This window comes from uncultured Clostridium sp. (assembly GCF_934754925.1).
Lineage (GTDB): Bacteria > Bacillota > Clostridia > Clostridiales > Clostridiaceae > Clostridium.
Window position 1 is genome coordinate 57927 of sequence record NZ_CAKVJA010000004.1, and the last position, 17706, is coordinate 75632.

Consider the following 17706-nt stretch of genomic DNA (forward strand, 5'->3'; position numbering starts at 1 on the left):
AGTAGATATGAAGGTAACATTAAATAATATAGGAAAAAAATATGAAAGTAGAGAAGATTTTACTTTAAGGCATATAAATTTAGAAATTGAAGATAAGGACTTCTGTGTAATTTTAGGACCATCTGGATGTGGTAAAACTACATTATTACGTATGATTGCTGGTCTTAACTCAATTACTGAAGGTGATTTAATATTTGGTGAGAAGAGAGTTAATAAACTTGCTTCTAAAGATAGAGATATAGCTATGGTTTTCCAAAGCTATGCTCTATACCCACATATGACAGTTTATGATAACATGGCATTTTCATTATCAATGAGAAAAGAAAGAAAGAACGTTATTAATGAACGTGTTACTGAAGCTGCCAAATTACTTCAAATAGAAAAGTATTTATATTCTAAACCATCAGATATATCTGGAGGTCAAAGACAAAGAGTTGCATTAGGAAGAGCTATAGTTAGAAAGCCAAGTGTTTTCTTAATGGACGAACCTCTTTCTAACTTAGATGCTAAGTTAAGAGAGCATATGAGAGTTGAATTAGTTAGAATTCACAAGGCACTTGGAACTACTTCTATTTATGTAACACATGACCAAGTAGAAGCTATGACAATGGCAACTAAGATTGTTCTTATGAATGATGGTAAGATTCAACAAGTTGGTAAGCCAATCGAATTCTATGAAAAGCCACAAAATATGTTTGTTGCTAAATTTATTGGATCACCTACAATTAATATGATTAAAGGTAAGATGGATGGAAATAAATTTGTATCTGAAGATGGTTTAATATCAGTAGTTCCATCAGAAGCAGATTTAAAAGCCTTAGCTAGTTATAATGGTAAAGAGGTATACTTAGGAATTCGTTCAGAAAGATTTATTGGAAACCCTGAGAAGGCTGCATTTGAATGTAAAGTTGATGTAATAGAAGTTTTAGGTAAAGAAAAAACTTTATATGTTAAATTGAACAGCGGAAAAGAACTTGTTATTACAGTTCCTGGATATCATCCATATGAAGCTGGAGAAAAGCATAAATTTGGATTTGATTTAGATGCTTTACATTTCTTTGATGCAGAGACTGAATTAAGAATAAATTAATTTAATGATAAAGGTTAGAGCTATTTAAAATATAGCTTTAACCTTTTTCTTTTTTATATTATAGAATTATAGAAATTTTTAATAAATGTACTTATTTAATATAAGGTAGAATATAGTTTTAAAAGATAAATAGAAAGTTCATATATTATTTTGAAAGATATCTAATAAAATTTATTATAAATAAAATGAGAGGAATTATAGGTGATATGGATAGTTTCGAAATATTTACAGGTATATTTGGAGGATTAGGATTATTCTTATATGGAATGAAACTAATGAGTGATGGGCTTGAAAATATTGCAGGAGAAAAATTGAAGGGAATATTAGAAAAAATAACCAGTAACAAAATAATGGGAGTATTAGTTGGAATTGTTGTAACAGCAATTATACAGAGTTCAAGTGCTGTTACTGTGATGGTTGTGAGTTTTGTAAATGCTGGATTAATGACATTAACTCAAGCTACAGGGGTTATATTAGGATCAAACATAGGTACCACAATTACAGCTCAAATGGTAAGCTTTAAGTTAGAGATTATAGCACCGATATTTATTGGAGTAGGTGCTATAGTTATGATAGGTGCAAAGAGAAAAAAGGTTAAAGATTTAGCATATATAGCATTAGGTTTTGGAATATTATTCATGGGAATGGGATTAATGTCAGCTTCTTTAAAGCCTGTATCCGAACTAGATATATTTAATAATTTTATTTTATTAGTCGCAAATAATCCAATACTAGGAGTCTTAATTGGAATGTTAATGACAGCAATATTGCAAAGTTCATCGGCAACTACAGGTATTTTAGTAGCATTAGGAGCATCAGGAAATATAGATATGAATGTTGCTTTTCCAATTGTATTAGGGTGTAATATTGGAACATGTATTACAGCAATATTAGCAGGATTAACAGCTAATAGAACGGCTAAAAAAGCTGCATTGCTTCACTTGTTCTTTAATATATTTGGAACTATTATATTTTTACCGTTTTCAGATAAGGTAGTTATGATTGTACAATATTTAACACCGGATAGTGTTGCGAGACAAATAGCAAATGCACATACAATATTTAATATAGTAATAACAATTTTGATATTACCAATATCAAAATATTTTGTTAATCTTGTAAACAAGATATTGCCTGATAATGGAAATGTAATGATGTGTGGTGCAATATATTTAGATAAAAAACTTTTAGAAACACCAGTGGTTGCAATTACTCAGGTTGTTAAGGAAACAATAAGAATGGCCCAAATTGCGAGAAATAATTTTCAACTAGCAATGCAATCTTTTTTTTATGGAAAAGATGAAGATATAAAAAGTGTATATGAAAATGAAAATATTATAAATACGTTAGAAAAAGAGATTACAGAATATTTAATAGCAATTTCTCAGCATAATTTGCCAGAAGAGAATGCTGAGTTAATTAGTGAAGTATATCATACAATTAATGATATAGAGAGAATAGGTGATCATGCAGAAAATATTGTAGAGTTAGCTATAAATAAGTTTAATAATAATATTGAATTATCTAATGAAGCTTTAAAGGAAATTGAGGAAATTTCTAATGTAACCTTAGAATCACTTGATATAGCTATAAAGTGCTTTAAGGAGAAGGAATGTAAGGATAATATTATTGTTAATGAAATTGAAGAACGTATAGATAAATTAGAAAAAAGCTTTAGAAATAATAATATAATAAGATTAAATTCTAAGCAATGTTATGCTAATGCAGGAGTAATGTTTTTTGATCTTCTATCAAACCTTGAGAGAATAGGTGATCATGCAAATAATATTGCTACTATCAAGGAGAAAAACACTAATATAATATATGAATAATAGTAGAATTAATATATTTATGAGTTATATAAATTAAAGTTTACACATATAAATTTTAATATAAGTTGATTCTTGAGATGGGGGAATAAGTATAGTTATGAAAAGATTAAATTATTGTTTAGACTGTAAACGCGTATTTACTTCTGAAAATATATGTGAATATTGTAATTCAAATAATATTAAAGAATTAAAACGTGGAAAATCTGTAAATATAATTGGAAGTAAAGACAAGGGAAGTTATTTAAAATATAAAGAAGGAAAAGTTAGTGTAATAATTTATGCTGACAATAAACAAAAGTTTATTAAGGAATATGCTATTGATAAAATAAGAAAAATATTATAGAATTATCAAATTTAAAAGGTAATTTTAAATTAAATTATAAGAATAGTTTTTTAGGGTATAATTTGAATTGTATAAATTTAAATTATACCTTTATTTTTATAGGATATAAATAATATGTATGGTAAAAATATGTTTAAGGTTAAATTGCTCATAATTTAATATATCATTTAAAATATAGATAAGTTTTTATTAGCAAATTATAAATAGTTAAATATTATAATATAAATAGATTTTTAGGAGGATATGTGTTTGACAACTTTTTTTATAAAAAACTATAAGAATATAAAAAATAATATCATATTTGCTATACCTATTTTATTTATAATAGCTACTCCTATTCATTTTTTATATGATTTAACAGGTAAAATAGCAATAGTAGGTTCTATAACTCCAGTAAATGAAAGTATAGCAGAACATTTTAAGTTAACTACTATTCCAGTTATTTTATGGTGGATTATTAGTTATTACATACTAAGGAGAAAAGTAGATATAGATTTTAAAAAATGGATTTTTAGTGCTGCTATTTCTACACTTATTATGCCAATTGTTATAACTATTTTCTATTACACATATACAGGAGCTTTAGGAATTTCATTTTTAGCATTAGATATATTTTCATTACTTCTAGCATTAATTATAGGACAATGTTTAGCATTATATTTATATAAAAATATTAAAATAACAAATATAAAGTTTATAATAGGAATTTTAATTATACTTACAATAATAGTTTGTACAATAGTATTCACATTTTATCCACCACATATACCAATGTTTAAAGATTCAATGACAGGACTATACGGAATAGAATAGTATTGCGCATTACATGGGGCGAAAAAATGAAATATTTATTTTCCGGGAACGGTGAAATTTTCGCCTAGAATTTATATCTTTGTTCCATTGAACTTGCTAAAGTTGTAAAAGCCGCTGACGCTTCAATACAACTTCTTTACGAAAATTACACTAATTCCTGGATGTAATATCATTAATTTTCGTCATCACGGTATTTAAGCTTTAACCAACAATTTAGTTAAAGAGTGATTTAATTTGTGTTATGTGTTTTGTTGCTAGGTTATATCCATGATCATAGTTAGATTTTAGTTTGTTAATATCTTTTTCAAAGCTTTCTAACTTATATTCAGGTCTTAATATTATTGCTTTACCTTGTTTTTCGAGTTCTTCACAAAATTTTACAGTTTCGTTGTAAGATTCGTGTCTAGTTAAAAAAGCATTCTTTAAATTAGGATATTTACTCTTTAATAATTTAGATACAATAACATTTTTTTTACTTAAATCCTTTATATAACCTTTAGGTTGTGTAAGAACTATTAAGTGCTTTTTATTTCCATCAGCAATTGCTTTTCTTATTGGAATAGGGTCACAAAGACCACCATCATAATATTCATTATTATTTATCTTTATAACAGGAAAAAATATTGGGATAGCACAAGTTGCTCTAAGAAATGTAGCTTTATTATCAAGATCTTTTCCATCTAAATATTCTGCTTCACCAGTTTTAGCATTAGTAACTCCAATTAAAAATTTACCTGTATATTTTTTATAAGTATCCATATCAAAGGGGATTAATTTATTAGGTATTTCATCAAAAACAAAGTCTAACCCAAATAAACTTTTACATTTAAGAAAATTTCCATAGCCTAAATATCTTTTATCATTTCTATATTTGGTTAGGATTTCAAGATTACGTCCCCTTTGTTGAGAAATATATGAGACTCCATTAGTTATTCCAGCAGAAACACCTATGCAATAAGGAAAAATGATATTATTATCAAGTAATGCATCCATTACTCCTGCACTAAAAATTGGTCTAAAAGTTCCACCTTCTAAAATTAAACTTGGCATAAAGTGACTCCCTTCTAAAAGTTCTTATTTAGTAATTATAAAACAAAAAGATTTTCATTACAAATATTGGAGGTAAATAGATAAAAAAATATTTTCTATTCAATAAAAAATAAAAATATATTATAATGTAAATAAAATCATAGTTTATATACTTAATAATAAATTAAAAGGGTGTAGTTAATGTTTTTTATAGGGATATTTGGAATAGATAATAAAATAAAAGAAATTAAAAATTTAACTAACTTCTCTTGTAAAAGTTGCAATATTTCAAACGGAGCAAAGTTAATCAAATCCTATACTTTTTTTCATTTTTTCTTTATACCATTATTTAAATGGAATGAGGAATATTATGTAATTTGTAATGGATGTAAATCTTCTTTTAGTATTTCTAAGGAAAAGGGAAAAGAAATTGAAAGAGGGGGAGATGTAGAAGTTACATATTGGGATTTGAAAGAAGTAAATAATAATTATGAAAGTTATTATATAGTAAAAAGATGTTCTAGATGTAATAGAGAAGTTGAAGATAATTTTGAATATTGTCCTTATTGTGGTGAGAAAATTAGATAGTCCATATTGATATAATTTTATTTAGACAAGGATGTCTTTATCATATAGATAGAGACATCTTTTTTAATTTTTTTTATTATAAATTTATATAAAATGTATTATAATAGACAAGTAAATTTGGATAAAAGTACTAAAATTGGGTGGAGGTAATAATGAAGAAAAAGATAATAAGAAATATTATATTGGTAGTTTTTGTGAGTGCTGTTATGTATTCATTAATAGTAAGTAGGCCTAAAAACATAACAATAGAAGTTGATGGAGTTACTATAGAGCATAAAAGTACATGCGGTAATATAAAAGAAGTAATTGATGAATTAAATATAAACTTGAATAAGGAAGATAAAATAAATTATAGTCTTGAGTCTAAAGTTAAAAATAATCAAAATATAGTAATTAATAGAATTAATAAAAAAGAAGAAGAAGTAATTGAAAAAATTGATTTTAATGAGGTAGTAGTAAAAGATTATAAGAGTGCTATGGGTGAAATCAAAGTTATTTCAGAGGGAGTTCAAGGAGAAAATAAAAAGATTTACACAGTAACTTATGAAGATGGCAAAGAAGTTGAGAGGGTTTTAAAAAGTGAAGAAATCATACAGGAACCTTTAGATAAGATAGTATCAGAAGGAATTTTTGATGAAAATAGTTTAACTGTTTGTGTAAATAAAAATAGAACTTTATCTTCAGATTATAAGCCAGAGGATTTGGTTTTACCTAATGTTAGGACTATGAATAGTAAAAATAGTTTATATATGAGAGAAGAAGCTGCTAGAGCATTAGAAGATTTATTTAATGCAGCAGAAGAGGAAGGATTATATTTATATGCTGTATCTGGGTACAGATCATATAGAACACAGAAGAGTATATATAATCCATATAGTGGATATTCAGCTCCGCCAGGAGCTAGTGAGCATCAATTAGGATTAGCAATGGATATAACCTTAGCTGAATATGGAGGAAAACTTTATGTTAAGTTTGGTCAAAGTGAAGAAGGCGTGTGGGTAAAGGAAAATGCACATAAATATGGCTTTATTATAAGATATTTAGAAGGGAAAGAGGATATAACAGGATATAATTATGAGCCGTGGCATCTTAGATATTTAGGAATAAATCTTGCAACAGAGTTATATGAAAGAGGGATTACATTAGAAGAATATTATGGTGAATATTAATTTGAAATTAAGATAATTTTTAGGTTATTAAGTAGACCTATTAATCCTATAAAATGAAAGTTAATCATATAATTTTAATAACCATAACTTAGAGAGGAGGGGATGTTATGTATTGTAGGGATTGTGGCCAGCTTATAAGCAACGATAGTTTAAAGTGTACAAATTGTGGAACTAGAAAGGGTCTAGGAGATAATTATTGTTATAGATGTGGATCACGAATAAAGAGCCATAGTATAGAAGTTTGTGAATTTTGTGGTGCAAAGTTAAATAATAATATAGATGAATTAAATATAAAGATAAAAAATAAATTACTGGCAGGATTATTGGCACTTTTCTTAGGTGGTATGGGCATACATAGATTTTATCTAGGATATATTAAGATTGGGATAGTGCAATTAAGTTTGTGGGGTTTAGGATATTTTACTGGTGGTATAACATGGGTTATTGTTCAAATATGGGCTCTAATAGAATCTATATTAATATTTTTAGGAAAGATAAAAGATTCAGAAGGAAATGATTTAGAATAAATAATATAATAGTTAAGAAAAAGAATACGGTTATTAAAACCGTATTCTTAATCTTTAACTACTATTTCTTTCTTTTTTATTACAAAGAAAGCAATTATGAGACCTAGTAATGTTAATGCAGCAGTACAAGCAAATGAAACATTCATTCCATATACTTGAGCCTTAACTGGATCTGTATATCCAGATGAAATAGTGGATTTACTCATCAATGTTACTATTAAAGAAGTACCAATAGAACCGGCTACCTGTCTTAAAGTATTATTAGCAGCATTACCGTGAGCATATAACTTCTTATGTAATGAATTTAATGCAGATGTAGATAATGGCATAAGAAGCATAGATATTCCTAACATTCTTATAGCATAAATAGAAATTATATAAATTATAGGAGTAGATACTGATAAAAATGAAAGTCCAAAAGTACCTAAAGTTAAAATTGTTAACCCTGTTAGTGCAAGATATCTAGCTCCAAACTTATCAAAAAGCTTACCTGTAATAGGATTCATAATTCCCATGACAATTGCACCAGGCATTAAAGTTAATCCAGTATCAAAGGCTGAAGAGCCTCTAACATCTTCAAGATACATAGGAAGTATCAGTTCTGATGATATTAATCCTGCATAAGCTATCATTGAAATTATGGTAGAAAATGTGAAAACGGTGCTTTTAAATACAGCTAAATTAAGCATAGGTTCATCCATATTTAGTTGTCGCCATACAAAAATTATAAGAAAAACTATACCTATGATTAATGGTAAATATACCCTCATATCGGTCCAACTATAATTTCCAGCATTACTAAATCCAAAAAGTAATCCACCAAATCCAATAGTAGATCCAATAAATGAAATAATATCAAAGTGTACAGATTTATTTTCAGTTACATTCTTTAATAAAAAGTATCCTAATATTAAATCTAAAACGGCAAAAGGAAGAGTTACATAAAATAAATATCTCCAAGGATAAATATTTATTATCCAACCAGATAGTGTAGGTCCTATGGCCGGAGCAAAAGCAAGGACTATACCAACTATTCCCATAGCAAATCCTCTTTTTTCTATTGGAAAAATAATCATAAATACTGTCTGCATTAAAGGGATGATTATTCCACTAGCTAAGCCTTGAATAAGTCTAGCTGTTAAAAGCATTGTAAAGTTATTTGCAAATGCACCAATAATTGTTCCAATAGTGAATAATCCAATAGATACAAAAAAAAGGGTTCTATTTTTAAATTTATCTATAAGAAAGGCAGTAAATGGAATGATTATACCAGTCGCAAGCATATAACCTGTACTTAACCATTGAGCTGTTGATACACTTATATTTAAATCTTTCATTATGTCTGATAATGCGACATTCATAAATGTACTATTTAAATAACAAATAAAAGCTCCTAAAAGAAATACTCCTGCAATTATAATTACATTGTAGTCTTTATCTTTGGTTGATGCTTGAGTCATAAAATCACCTCAAAATTTATATTATATAAATATATTTCCAAAAGTGAGAATAGATTATACTAGATAAATTTGAAAAAGAATTGCGTCAAATGATAAACATAATTTTTGTTGTATTTTTTTGGAAAAATAATATATGTGAAATTATTAGAGTTTTTTTGCAAGTTAACTGTAATAAAAAATGAATAATTTCACAAGTTAGAAAATGTTTACAAAAATTAGGAATTATACTTATAATAAAATATGTAAAATAATTTATTAAAATTTATTTTAATAAGACACAATGGGAGGAGAATTTATGAGAAAATTTAAGAGAGCTTTGGCTGCTATATTAAGTTTAATGATGTGTATAGCATTCATTCAACTACCAATTTCAGTCCAAGCTACTGAAAGTACAGAAGTAAGTGCTCAGGCTACTGAAGAGGTTTATGTAAAAATTAGGTACAATAGACCAGATGGAAATTATGATGATTGGAACCTATGGGTTTGGGAAGCAGGAAAAGATGGTCAACGTGTTGATTTTATAGGTGAAGATCAAGAGGGTAAATTTGCTGTTGTAAAAACATCAAAAGATGCAGGGCAATTAGGGTATATTCTTCGTAGAAGCGAACAGGGTAATGAATGGGCTGAAAATTATTTTGGAGCTGATAAGTTTGTAGATTTAACTGCTGGAGACACAGAAGTTATTATAAATCATAAAGATGAAGATAAAGATGTAGAATTAAAGGAAATAAATAGGGATTTCGAAAAAGTAACTTTAAATGTACATTATTATAGATTCAATAATGATTATGATGAATGGGATGTATGGGCATGGTTAGATCCAAATCATGGGGGAGAAGGACATGCGTTTACTGGTGAAGATGATTTTGGAAAGACTACTTCAATAGTATATGAAAATGTAGTTGATGCAAGAGAAGATGGAATCGGTATCATTATTAGAAAACCAGACTGGTCAGCTAAGGATATTGAATTTGATAGATTTATTAACTTAGCTTATGCAAATAATAATGGTGAAATAAATGCATATTTAGTTCAAAGTAATTCAGAGATAGTTTTTACTGCTGAAGATGCAGTTAAAGATTTAGCAATAACAAGTGCTAAAATGGATTCAGTAAATGAAATTAGTTTTATTACTAATGTAAAGATGAGTAAAGATTTAAGTTTAGAAAATGTAACATTAAAGGAAAATGGAGAAGTAATAAAGGTTAAGAGCTTAGAAATTAATGAAAATTTAACTTCAGGTAAAATAGTAACAGAAAAAGATTTAAGCTTAACTAATGAGTATAATTTAGAGATAGATGGATATCTTAGCAAAGATGTAACATTAGGTAAGATATTTAATTCAGATGAATTTGCAGACTTATATCATTACAATGGAGAATTAGGAGCTTTATATTCAAAAGAAAAGACAAGCTTTGTTTTATGGTCTCCAACTGCAACAAGTGTTAAGTTAGCATTATTTGATGCAGGAAATGGTGTAGATGCTAAAGAAGTTAAAGAAATGGCTAAAGGTGAAAATGGAATTTGGACTTTAGATGTAAATGGAGATTTAAAGGGAACTTACTATACTTATTTAGTAACTAATAATGGAGTAGAAAAAGAAGTTACAGATCCATATGCAAAAGCTGTTGGAGTAAATGGTAATAGAGCAATGGTTATTGATTTAAGTTCAACTAATCCAGAAGGTTGGGAAAATGATGTAAAACCAGAATTTGTAGATGCTACAGATGCTATAATTTATGAATTGCACATAAGAGACTTTACAATTGATGAATCATCAGGTGCTTCTATGGAAGTTCAAGGAAAGTACAATGGTATGTGGGAATCAGGTACAACTTTATTTGGCAATGGCGATATAAAAACGGGAATAGATCATTTGGTAGAATTAGGAATAACTCATGTACACTTATTACCTACTTTTGATCATAGATCAATAGATGAAACAAAATTAGATCAAGCACAATATAACTGGGGTTATGATCCTCAAAACTATAATGTACCAGAAGGTTCTTATTCTTCAGATCCTTATAGTGCAGAAGTTAGAGTTGAAGAATTTAAGAAAATGGTAATGGAACTTCATAAGGTTGGAATTAGAGTAGTAATGGATGTTGTTTATAATCATACAGGTGCTACAGCTGATTCTCACTTAAATTTAGCAGTTCCAGATTACTATTATAGACAAAATAGTGATGGTGGTTTTTCTAATGGATCTGGATGTGGAAATGAATTAGCATCTGAACGTTCAATGGTTAGAAAAATGATGGTAGATTCAGTTAAATATTGGGCTGAAGAATATCATATTGATGGATTTAGATTTGATTTAATGGCACTTCATGACATAACAACAATGAAAGAAATAAGAACTACTTTAAATGAAGTAGATGAAAGTATATTAGTATATGGAGAAGGTTGGACTGGTGGAGATTCACCATTATCAAGTGAAGAACAAGCATTAAAAGTTAATACTGTTAAATATGGAGATTTACAAATAGCTGCATTTAGTGATGATATGAGAGATGCTATAAAAGGACATGTATTTGAAGATGAAACTGCTGGATTTGTAAATGGATTTGATGGACTTGAAGAAGTTATTAAATTTGGTATAGTTGCATCAACACCAAATGAGCAAGTTGATTATACAGGTGGACCAAATCAATATTCAGGATATGGTAAAACAGCTTGGGCTAATCAACCATATCAAACAATAAACTATGCATCAGCTCATGATAACTTAACATTATGGGATAAGTTACAAACTACAAATTCTAATGCAAGTGAAGAAGAACTTTTAGCTATGAATAAGATGTCAGCGGCTCTTGTATTAACATCACAAGGTATTCCTTTCTTCCAAGCTGGAGAAGAAATGGCTAGAACTAAGGTTAATGAAGATGGAAGCTTTAATCATAATAGTTATAACGCACCTGATAGTGTAAATAAAATGGATTGGACTAGAAAAGAAAAATATAATGATTTATTTGAATACTATAAAGGACTAATTTCTTTAAGAAAAGCTCATAAATCATTTAGAATGAATACAACTGCTGATATACAAGCAGGACTTAACTTCATAGATGTTACAGATTCAAATGTTGTTGCTTATACTTTAGATGGTAAGCAAACAAATGATTCATGGGATAATATTGCTGTAATATTTAACTCTAATGACAGTGAAGTTGAAGTAGAACTACCTTCAAGTGATTGGACAATAGTAGTAAATGGAGAAAAGGCTGGAGTTGAATCATTAGGAACTGTTGATGGAAATAAGGTAGTTATTCCTGCAAAAGCATCTTATGTTTTAGTAGATACTAACAGTTATAATGGAACAACAGAAGATGAACCATCAGAAGATGTAAAGCCTGAAACAAACGAAAAACCAGTTATTAATGCTAAAGATTTAGAATTAACAGTTGGAGATAAATTTGATGTATTAAGTGGAGTTACTGCATCAGACAAGGAAGATGGAGATTTAACTTCTAGTATTCAAGTTATTGAAAATACTGTAAATACTAAAAAAGCTGGAAAGTATAAGGTGACATACAAGGTTACAGATAGTGATAACAATGAAACAACTTTAACTATAAATGTAACTGTGAAAGCTAAAGAAATGCCAAAGACAGGGGGACAAAACTCTTTTGTGGTACTTGCTGTAGCATTAGGATTAGTTGTTTCAGGAGCATTTGTTATAAAAGGAAAAAGAAGACAAGCATAGTATCTTATATTAATTAAAGTAAAAGTGGAAGAGTAGATAAATTTGTTTAAAACACAAATCTATCTACTCTTTTTTATAGTTTATATCTTGGAGTTTATTTTATCTATTTCTTCTTTATCCCAAATAAAAAGTTGCTCTTTATTATTTAAAGCAGAGAATAGTTTATCCTTTAAATTAGGGAAAGTTCCATTAAGATTTTTAATTAACATCTTAACATCTTGTCTTTTAGTGTGACCATCAGCAGGACACGGATTTTTTATTATAGGATAATTATAATCTTTAACAGCTTTTTTTATCATATATTCATCGATATAAACCATAGGTCTTATTATAGTTAAATTATATTTCTCCATATAAGATTTTGGAGAAAAACAGTTAACTCTACCTTCATAAAACATAGCCATGACAAATGTTTCAACAGCATCATCTTTATGATGGCCTAAAGCAACTTTTGTACAACCTAATTTTTGTGCAGCATCATTTAATGCACCACGTCTTAGTTTTGCACAAAGAGAGCATGGATTTTTCTCATTTCTTATATCAAATACTATTTTTGCAATATCAGTTTGTATTTCATAAAATGGAACATCTATTTCTTTACATAATTTGTGAAGAGGTCCATTATCAACACCACCTGGGTTTAAAGTTATTGCTATAAGTTCAAATTTTACTGGGGAAAACTTCTGGAAATTTTTTAGTATGTGAAGAAGAGTTACACTATCTTTTCCACCTGATAAACCAACTGCAATCTTATCATTTTCTTCTATCATATCAAAGTGATTTATAGCTTGACGAGTTTTGCTAAGTAATTTTTGCATCATATATTTTGACCTCCAAAATTCAATACTTAGATATTTTAGCAAAGCATTAGTTTTTATACAAATAAAATTTAGAGGTAAAGTTAATTTTTATAAACATCTTGAGCTAGATAAGTTAATTTTTCTAAATCTAAAATTTTAATTGTATTTTTATTTTTTTCTATAATTTTTAAATCAGAAAGATTTTTTATAACCCTATTTAAATGACGATAGCTAGAGCCTAAAAGTTCAGCTAAATTAGTAATACCATCAATATCAACAAGTATTTTATCAAAAGAATTTGTTGGTAATGATGAGATTAAATAGCTTGCAAAACGATTTTCAATTGGCGAAAGGATATTAATGCTCATATAACTTGAGTTTCTCCTAAGTTTTTTTTGGAGAGATGATATTATAAATCTTAAAAATACAGGATCATTATAGCCATATTCTTTTATCTTATTTAAGGGTAATGCTAAGCAGATACAAGATTCCAAAGCTTGAACATTACAATCAGCATATGGATTTTCTATAAACTCAATATCACCCATTACTGATAGGGGAGTATTAAAACAAAGAAGTAATGATTTTCCTCCAGAAAGTAAAGTTGTTACTTTATATTTTCCTTCTACTAAAAAATAAATATAGAATAATTTTTCGTTTAATGAACAAAGATATTCATTTTTAGTGAATGTATGTATTTCTAAAGAATTTAATAAATTTTTATTTAAGTAAGAATGTAAAGAATATTTATCAACATAATAAATAAGCATGTTTTTATCAATAAGTTTTTTCATAAGTACTCCTTATAAAGTTAATTAATATATATTAAATTAGTAAAGTTATATAAAAAGAGTATACTATCAAAAGTAAAATAGGACAAATGTCCTATTTTACTTTTCTATCTATTGATAATATGTTTCTAGAACTTTAACGGGAGGAATTTAAAATGTATAATATTTTAGCATTAGTAATAGGGGCACTTATTTCTATTATGATATCTTTTAATAGTGGATTAGAAGGTTATGTTGGTAGTACATATTCTGTAGTGATTATTCATGCAATAGGACTTATTGCTATACTTATAGTTGCTGCGATTAAGAAGGAAAAAATAGTAATAAAGGAAGCTATACCATTTTACTTGTTTTTAGGTGGAATTTTTGGAGTTATGCTTACTTTAGTTAATGTAATTACAATAGGTAGCATTGGTGTTGCATTGACAACAGCATTAGCTGTATTTGGACAATTAGTATTTTCATCCTTAGTAGATCATTTTGGATTATTTGGTTTAACTAAATATGAATTTAATCCTAAAAAACTTGTAGGACTTTTTATAGTTTTAGTTGGATTAGTTATTATGACAATGGTATAAAGGGAGGATTATAGAATGTTAATGATTTTATTAGCTATATTAGGTGGAGTATTAACTACCTTATCAATGATAGTAAGCTCAACACTTGGAAAGAAAATAGGTTTAATTCAAAGTACAATAATTCATTATATAGGTGGACTTATAGGTGGAGTATTTATTCTAATTGGAATGGGGAGTACATCAGCTCCATCAATTATAGATATGAGTAAAATGCCACTATATATTTTTCTAGGTGGAATCATGGGAGTTATGGTAGTATATGCATCTAATATAGTAATTCCAAAGATACCGGTAGTATATAGTACATTATTAATGTTTTCAGGGCAAATGTTATGTGCAATTATTATAGATGCAATTGTAATGGGAGATTTTTCTTGGAAAAAGCTTTTAGGAGCAATAATAGTTGTGTTAGGTATTTTTTATAACTCAAAGATAGATGCAAAAGAGAGTGAAGCAGTAATAGAATAAAAAACTAAAATAGTATTATATTTATGTTTTAATAAATATAAAATTAAAAATCACATGTATATTGAGACATGTGATTTTTTATAATTTTAACTTTTATAGCTTTTTTAGATGAATTACATTACCAGAGTAATTACCAAATAGTTTTTCAAGATATACGCCTAAATGCATTAAGGCTCCGCCTGAAAAAATTTCATTAGTTTCTTTACTTATATAAATAGAATCTTCATTTAGTCCTTTTAGTTTTAATCTTTTTAAGTTAGAAATATTTTGTAATGATAATCCTTTAAATGTAAGTAATACTTCTGATTTATCTTTTGATACAATTTGAAAGCATTCTACACTATTATTTTTAGAGAAATTATTTATTTTATATCGCTTCTCACCAAATAATGAATTATTTTTGGTAACGGTTTCTGAATTGTTTTTAAAAAAATCCTTATCTGATATTCTTTCATTAATATTAATATATATCATATCAAATGTATTATTATTTTCTATAATACTAAATCCCATATTAACATGCCCCCTACTTTGTTTCTTTATTTAAATCGATATATTAATCAAATATTACATAAATTTGTTAACGTTTACCTATATAATATATTATTTTACTAATATAATCAAGGGAGTTAATAAAAAATGTATACTTTTCGTAAAAATGGTACATTCTTTTATAAAAATTAATATTTAAAATAAAATAATTTATAATGTTTATATAATAAATATTTTATTTTAGGAGTATTAACTAATGAGATTTTACTATGGCAATTATAATTATCTATTAATCTATTGAAAATATTAGAAAAAAGATATATTATATAAGTGATAATAAATAATAACAAATGATAATGAAATGGTAATAAAGTGATATAAAGAAGGGGTTATTTATGTTTATGGAAGAGAGATTAAATGAGATATTAGCTATTATTAAAGAAGAGAAAAAAGTATTAGTTAAAGAGTTAAGTGAAAAATTTAATGTTTCTGAAAGTATGATTCGTAAGGACTTACAAAGGCTTGAAAAAGAGGGGAAGATAAAGAGAACTTATGGGGGAGCAATATTAGAGAGAGAATCATCATACGATGAGAAAACTAACTCTAGAGTTTTTATAGACTTAGAATCAAAATCCTATTTAGGAGAGTTAGTTGTTGATATTATTGAGGATAATGATGTTGTTTTTTTAGATATTTCAACTACAAATCATACTATTGCTATGATGTTAGGAGCTACAAAGAAAAATTTAACGATTATAACAAATATGAATAGAATTGCTATGGAGTTTGATAGGGCACCTAATGTAGATGTAATATTAATTGGAGGAAGGTACAATAAAAAATTAGGGGGAACTGTAGGTAGTGCAGCAATAGAAGAGATAAAGAAGTTTAAAATCACCAAAGCCTTTGTTGGTGCAGGCGGAATTAATATAGAAGAGAATTTTATTAGTAATTTTAATTATGATGAGGCTGCTGTAAAAAAGGAAATTTTAAGATGTAGCAAGAAGAGATATATAGTAGCAAACTATGAAAAGTTGTATAAAGATGGAGCTTATAAGTTTGCAACTTTAGATGATATAGATTATATAGTAACTGAAAAAGAGCCTGAAGGGAATATTAAAGAAATTTTAAATCAAAAAGAAGTAAAAGTAATATGTTAATAAAGGATTTAGGAGTAAAATATATGATTAAATTAATAGCAACAGATATGGATGGAACATTATTAAATTCAAGAAATGAGATACAAGAAGGTTTTTATGAAGTATTCAACGAACTTCAGGAAAAAGAAATAATATTTGCAGCAGCAAGTGGAAGGCAGTACTACAATCTTTTAGAAAGATTTAAAGGTATAGAGGATAAGATGATGTTTATAGCTGAAAATGGAACATTTGTTGTGTATAAGGGAAAGGAACTTGTAGTTAATTCTTTAGATATAAATCTTGCTAGAGAGCTTATTAAAGTAGGTAGAAAGATAAAAGATTCCTATGTAATACTTTGTGGAAAAAAAGCTGCGTATATAGAAAGCTCTGATAAAAGATTAATTGAGCAGACAGAAAAATATTATGCAAGATATGAAATAGTATCAGATTTAACTAAAATAGAAGATGATATATTAAAGGTTACAATTTGTGATTTTGCAGGATCAGAAAATAATAGTAATAAATATTATCAGGATTATAGAGATAAAGCTCAAGTTGCAGTATCAGGTGAAATTTGGCTTGATATAACTGCAAAGGGAATAAATAAGGGCGTTGCAATAGAAGAAGTTCAAGAGTTATTAAATATAAAACATGAAGAAACTATGGTATTTGGAGATTATTTAAATGATTTAGAAATGATGAGTAGTGCGTATCATAGTTATGCCATGGAGAATGCTCATGATGATTTAAAAAAGGTAGCAAGATTTAGAGCTAAAAGTAATGATGATAGTGGAGTTGTACATGCTATAAAAGCAATGTTAAATAACTAGATTATATATAATAGAAAAAAAGCATGTCTTAAATTGATAGTTATTTCA

17 protein-coding genes are annotated in these 17706 nt (G+C 27.4%); 12 read left to right on the top strand and 5 right to left on the bottom strand.

The features are described from left to right. The first annotated feature begins 7 nt into the window (after positions 1-7). The 4 genes from Q0G30_RS03255 to Q0G30_RS03270 all read left to right on the top strand — a co-directional run bounded on the left by Q0G30_RS03255 (position 8) and on the right by Q0G30_RS03270 (position 4078). Positions 8-1090 (top strand): ABC transporter ATP-binding protein, encoded by a 1083-nt coding sequence (locus Q0G30_RS03255; RefSeq protein ID WP_294386429.1) that lies wholly within the window; start codon positions 8-10, stop codon positions 1088-1090. Between the two features lie 206 nt (positions 1091-1296). Continuing rightward, positions 1297-2922 carry a Na/Pi cotransporter family protein gene (locus Q0G30_RS03260; protein WP_294386431.1) on the top strand — a complete coding sequence of 542 codons (1626 nt, stop codon included), beginning with the start codon at positions 1297-1299 and terminating at the stop codon, positions 2920-2922. 97 nt (positions 2923-3019) lie between these two features. Continuing rightward, positions 3020-3265, top strand: coding sequence for a hypothetical protein (locus tag Q0G30_RS03265; RefSeq protein WP_294386434.1), 246 nt, complete (start codon positions 3020-3022; stop codon positions 3263-3265). A gap of 249 nt (positions 3266-3514) precedes the next feature. Next, a complete protein-coding gene (locus Q0G30_RS03270; protein ID WP_294386436.1) occupies positions 3515-4078 on the top strand; it encodes a DUF6512 family protein in 564 nt (187 codons plus the stop codon). A gap of 213 nt (positions 4079-4291) precedes the next feature. On the opposite strand, the gene Q0G30_RS03275 is transcribed toward Q0G30_RS03270, so the two are convergent. Beyond that, on the bottom strand, positions 4292-5128 hold the full coding sequence (locus tag Q0G30_RS03275; RefSeq protein WP_294386440.1) for a patatin family protein: 837 nt from the start codon (positions 5126-5128) through the stop codon (positions 4292-4294). 180 nt (positions 5129-5308) lie between these two features. Between Q0G30_RS03275 and Q0G30_RS03280 the strand changes: the two genes are divergently transcribed. From Q0G30_RS03280 to Q0G30_RS03290, 3 genes are all read left to right on the top strand, one after another. Beyond that, positions 5309-5695 carry a zinc ribbon domain-containing protein gene (locus Q0G30_RS03280; protein WP_294386443.1) on the top strand — a complete coding sequence of 129 codons (387 nt, stop codon included), beginning with the start codon at positions 5309-5311 and terminating at the stop codon, positions 5693-5695. 152 nt (positions 5696-5847) lie between these two features. Beyond that, entirely contained in the window at positions 5848-6864 is a 1017-nt protein-coding gene (locus tag Q0G30_RS03285) for a D-alanyl-D-alanine carboxypeptidase family protein (protein ID WP_195468629.1), read from the top strand. A 107-nt stretch (positions 6865-6971) separates the two neighbouring features. Continuing rightward, positions 6972-7391 carry an NINE protein gene (locus Q0G30_RS03290; protein WP_294386447.1) on the top strand — a complete coding sequence of 140 codons (420 nt, stop codon included), beginning with the start codon at positions 6972-6974 and terminating at the stop codon, positions 7389-7391. Positions 7392-7438: 47 nt separating this feature from the next. Here Q0G30_RS03290 and Q0G30_RS03295 read toward each other — a convergent pair whose 3' ends face one another. Beyond that, positions 7439-8851, bottom strand: coding sequence for an MDR family MFS transporter (locus Q0G30_RS03295; RefSeq protein WP_294386450.1), 1413 nt, complete (start codon positions 8849-8851; stop codon positions 7439-7441). Positions 8852-9146: 295 nt separating this feature from the next. On the opposite strand from Q0G30_RS03295, the gene pulA reads away from it, so the two are divergent. After that, positions 9147-12560 carry a type I pullulanase gene (pulA, locus tag Q0G30_RS03300; protein ID WP_294386453.1) on the top strand — a complete coding sequence of 1138 codons (3414 nt, stop codon included), beginning with the start codon at positions 9147-9149 and terminating at the stop codon, positions 12558-12560. Positions 12561-12640: 80 nt separating this feature from the next. Here the strand turns inward: pulA and Q0G30_RS03305 are convergent, their stop codons facing one another. Both Q0G30_RS03305 and Q0G30_RS03310 read right to left on the bottom strand, forming a co-directional pair. Continuing rightward, positions 12641-13378 carry an ATP-binding protein gene (locus tag Q0G30_RS03305; RefSeq protein WP_294386532.1) on the bottom strand — a complete coding sequence of 246 codons (738 nt, stop codon included), beginning with the start codon at positions 13376-13378 and terminating at the stop codon, positions 12641-12643. 83 nt (positions 13379-13461) lie between these two features. Then, positions 13462-14154: a cyclic nucleotide-binding domain-containing protein gene (locus Q0G30_RS03310; protein WP_294386455.1), complete on the bottom strand. Its 693-nt coding sequence runs from the start codon at positions 14152-14154 to the stop codon at positions 13462-13464. Positions 14155-14306: 152 nt separating this feature from the next. Here Q0G30_RS03310 and Q0G30_RS03315 point away from each other — a divergent pair, with 152 nt between their 5' ends. Together Q0G30_RS03315 and Q0G30_RS03320 are read left to right on the top strand one after the other, a co-directional pair. Then, positions 14307-14729, top strand: a complete 423-nt coding sequence (locus Q0G30_RS03315) for a DMT family transporter (RefSeq protein WP_294386457.1) — start codon at positions 14307-14309, stop codon at positions 14727-14729. Between the two features lie 15 nt (positions 14730-14744). Continuing rightward, complete coding sequence (locus Q0G30_RS03320; protein ID WP_294386460.1) at positions 14745-15197, top strand: DMT family transporter; 453 nt, start codon at positions 14745-14747, stop codon at positions 15195-15197. A 93-nt stretch (positions 15198-15290) separates the two neighbouring features. Here the strand turns inward: Q0G30_RS03320 and Q0G30_RS03325 are convergent, their stop codons facing one another. Next, complete coding sequence (locus tag Q0G30_RS03325; protein WP_294386462.1) at positions 15291-15710, bottom strand: GH36 C-terminal domain-containing protein; 420 nt, start codon at positions 15708-15710, stop codon at positions 15291-15293. A 374-nt stretch (positions 15711-16084) separates the two neighbouring features. On the opposite strand from Q0G30_RS03325, the gene Q0G30_RS03330 reads away from it, so the two are divergent. Then, positions 16085-16849, top strand: coding sequence for a DeoR/GlpR family DNA-binding transcription regulator (locus tag Q0G30_RS03330; RefSeq protein ID WP_294386465.1), 765 nt, complete (start codon positions 16085-16087; stop codon positions 16847-16849). Between the two features lie 23 nt (positions 16850-16872). Next, on the top strand, positions 16873-17658 hold the full coding sequence (locus tag Q0G30_RS03335; protein WP_294386468.1) for an HAD family hydrolase: 786 nt from the start codon (positions 16873-16875) through the stop codon (positions 17656-17658). Positions 17659-17706 lie beyond the last annotated feature (48 nt).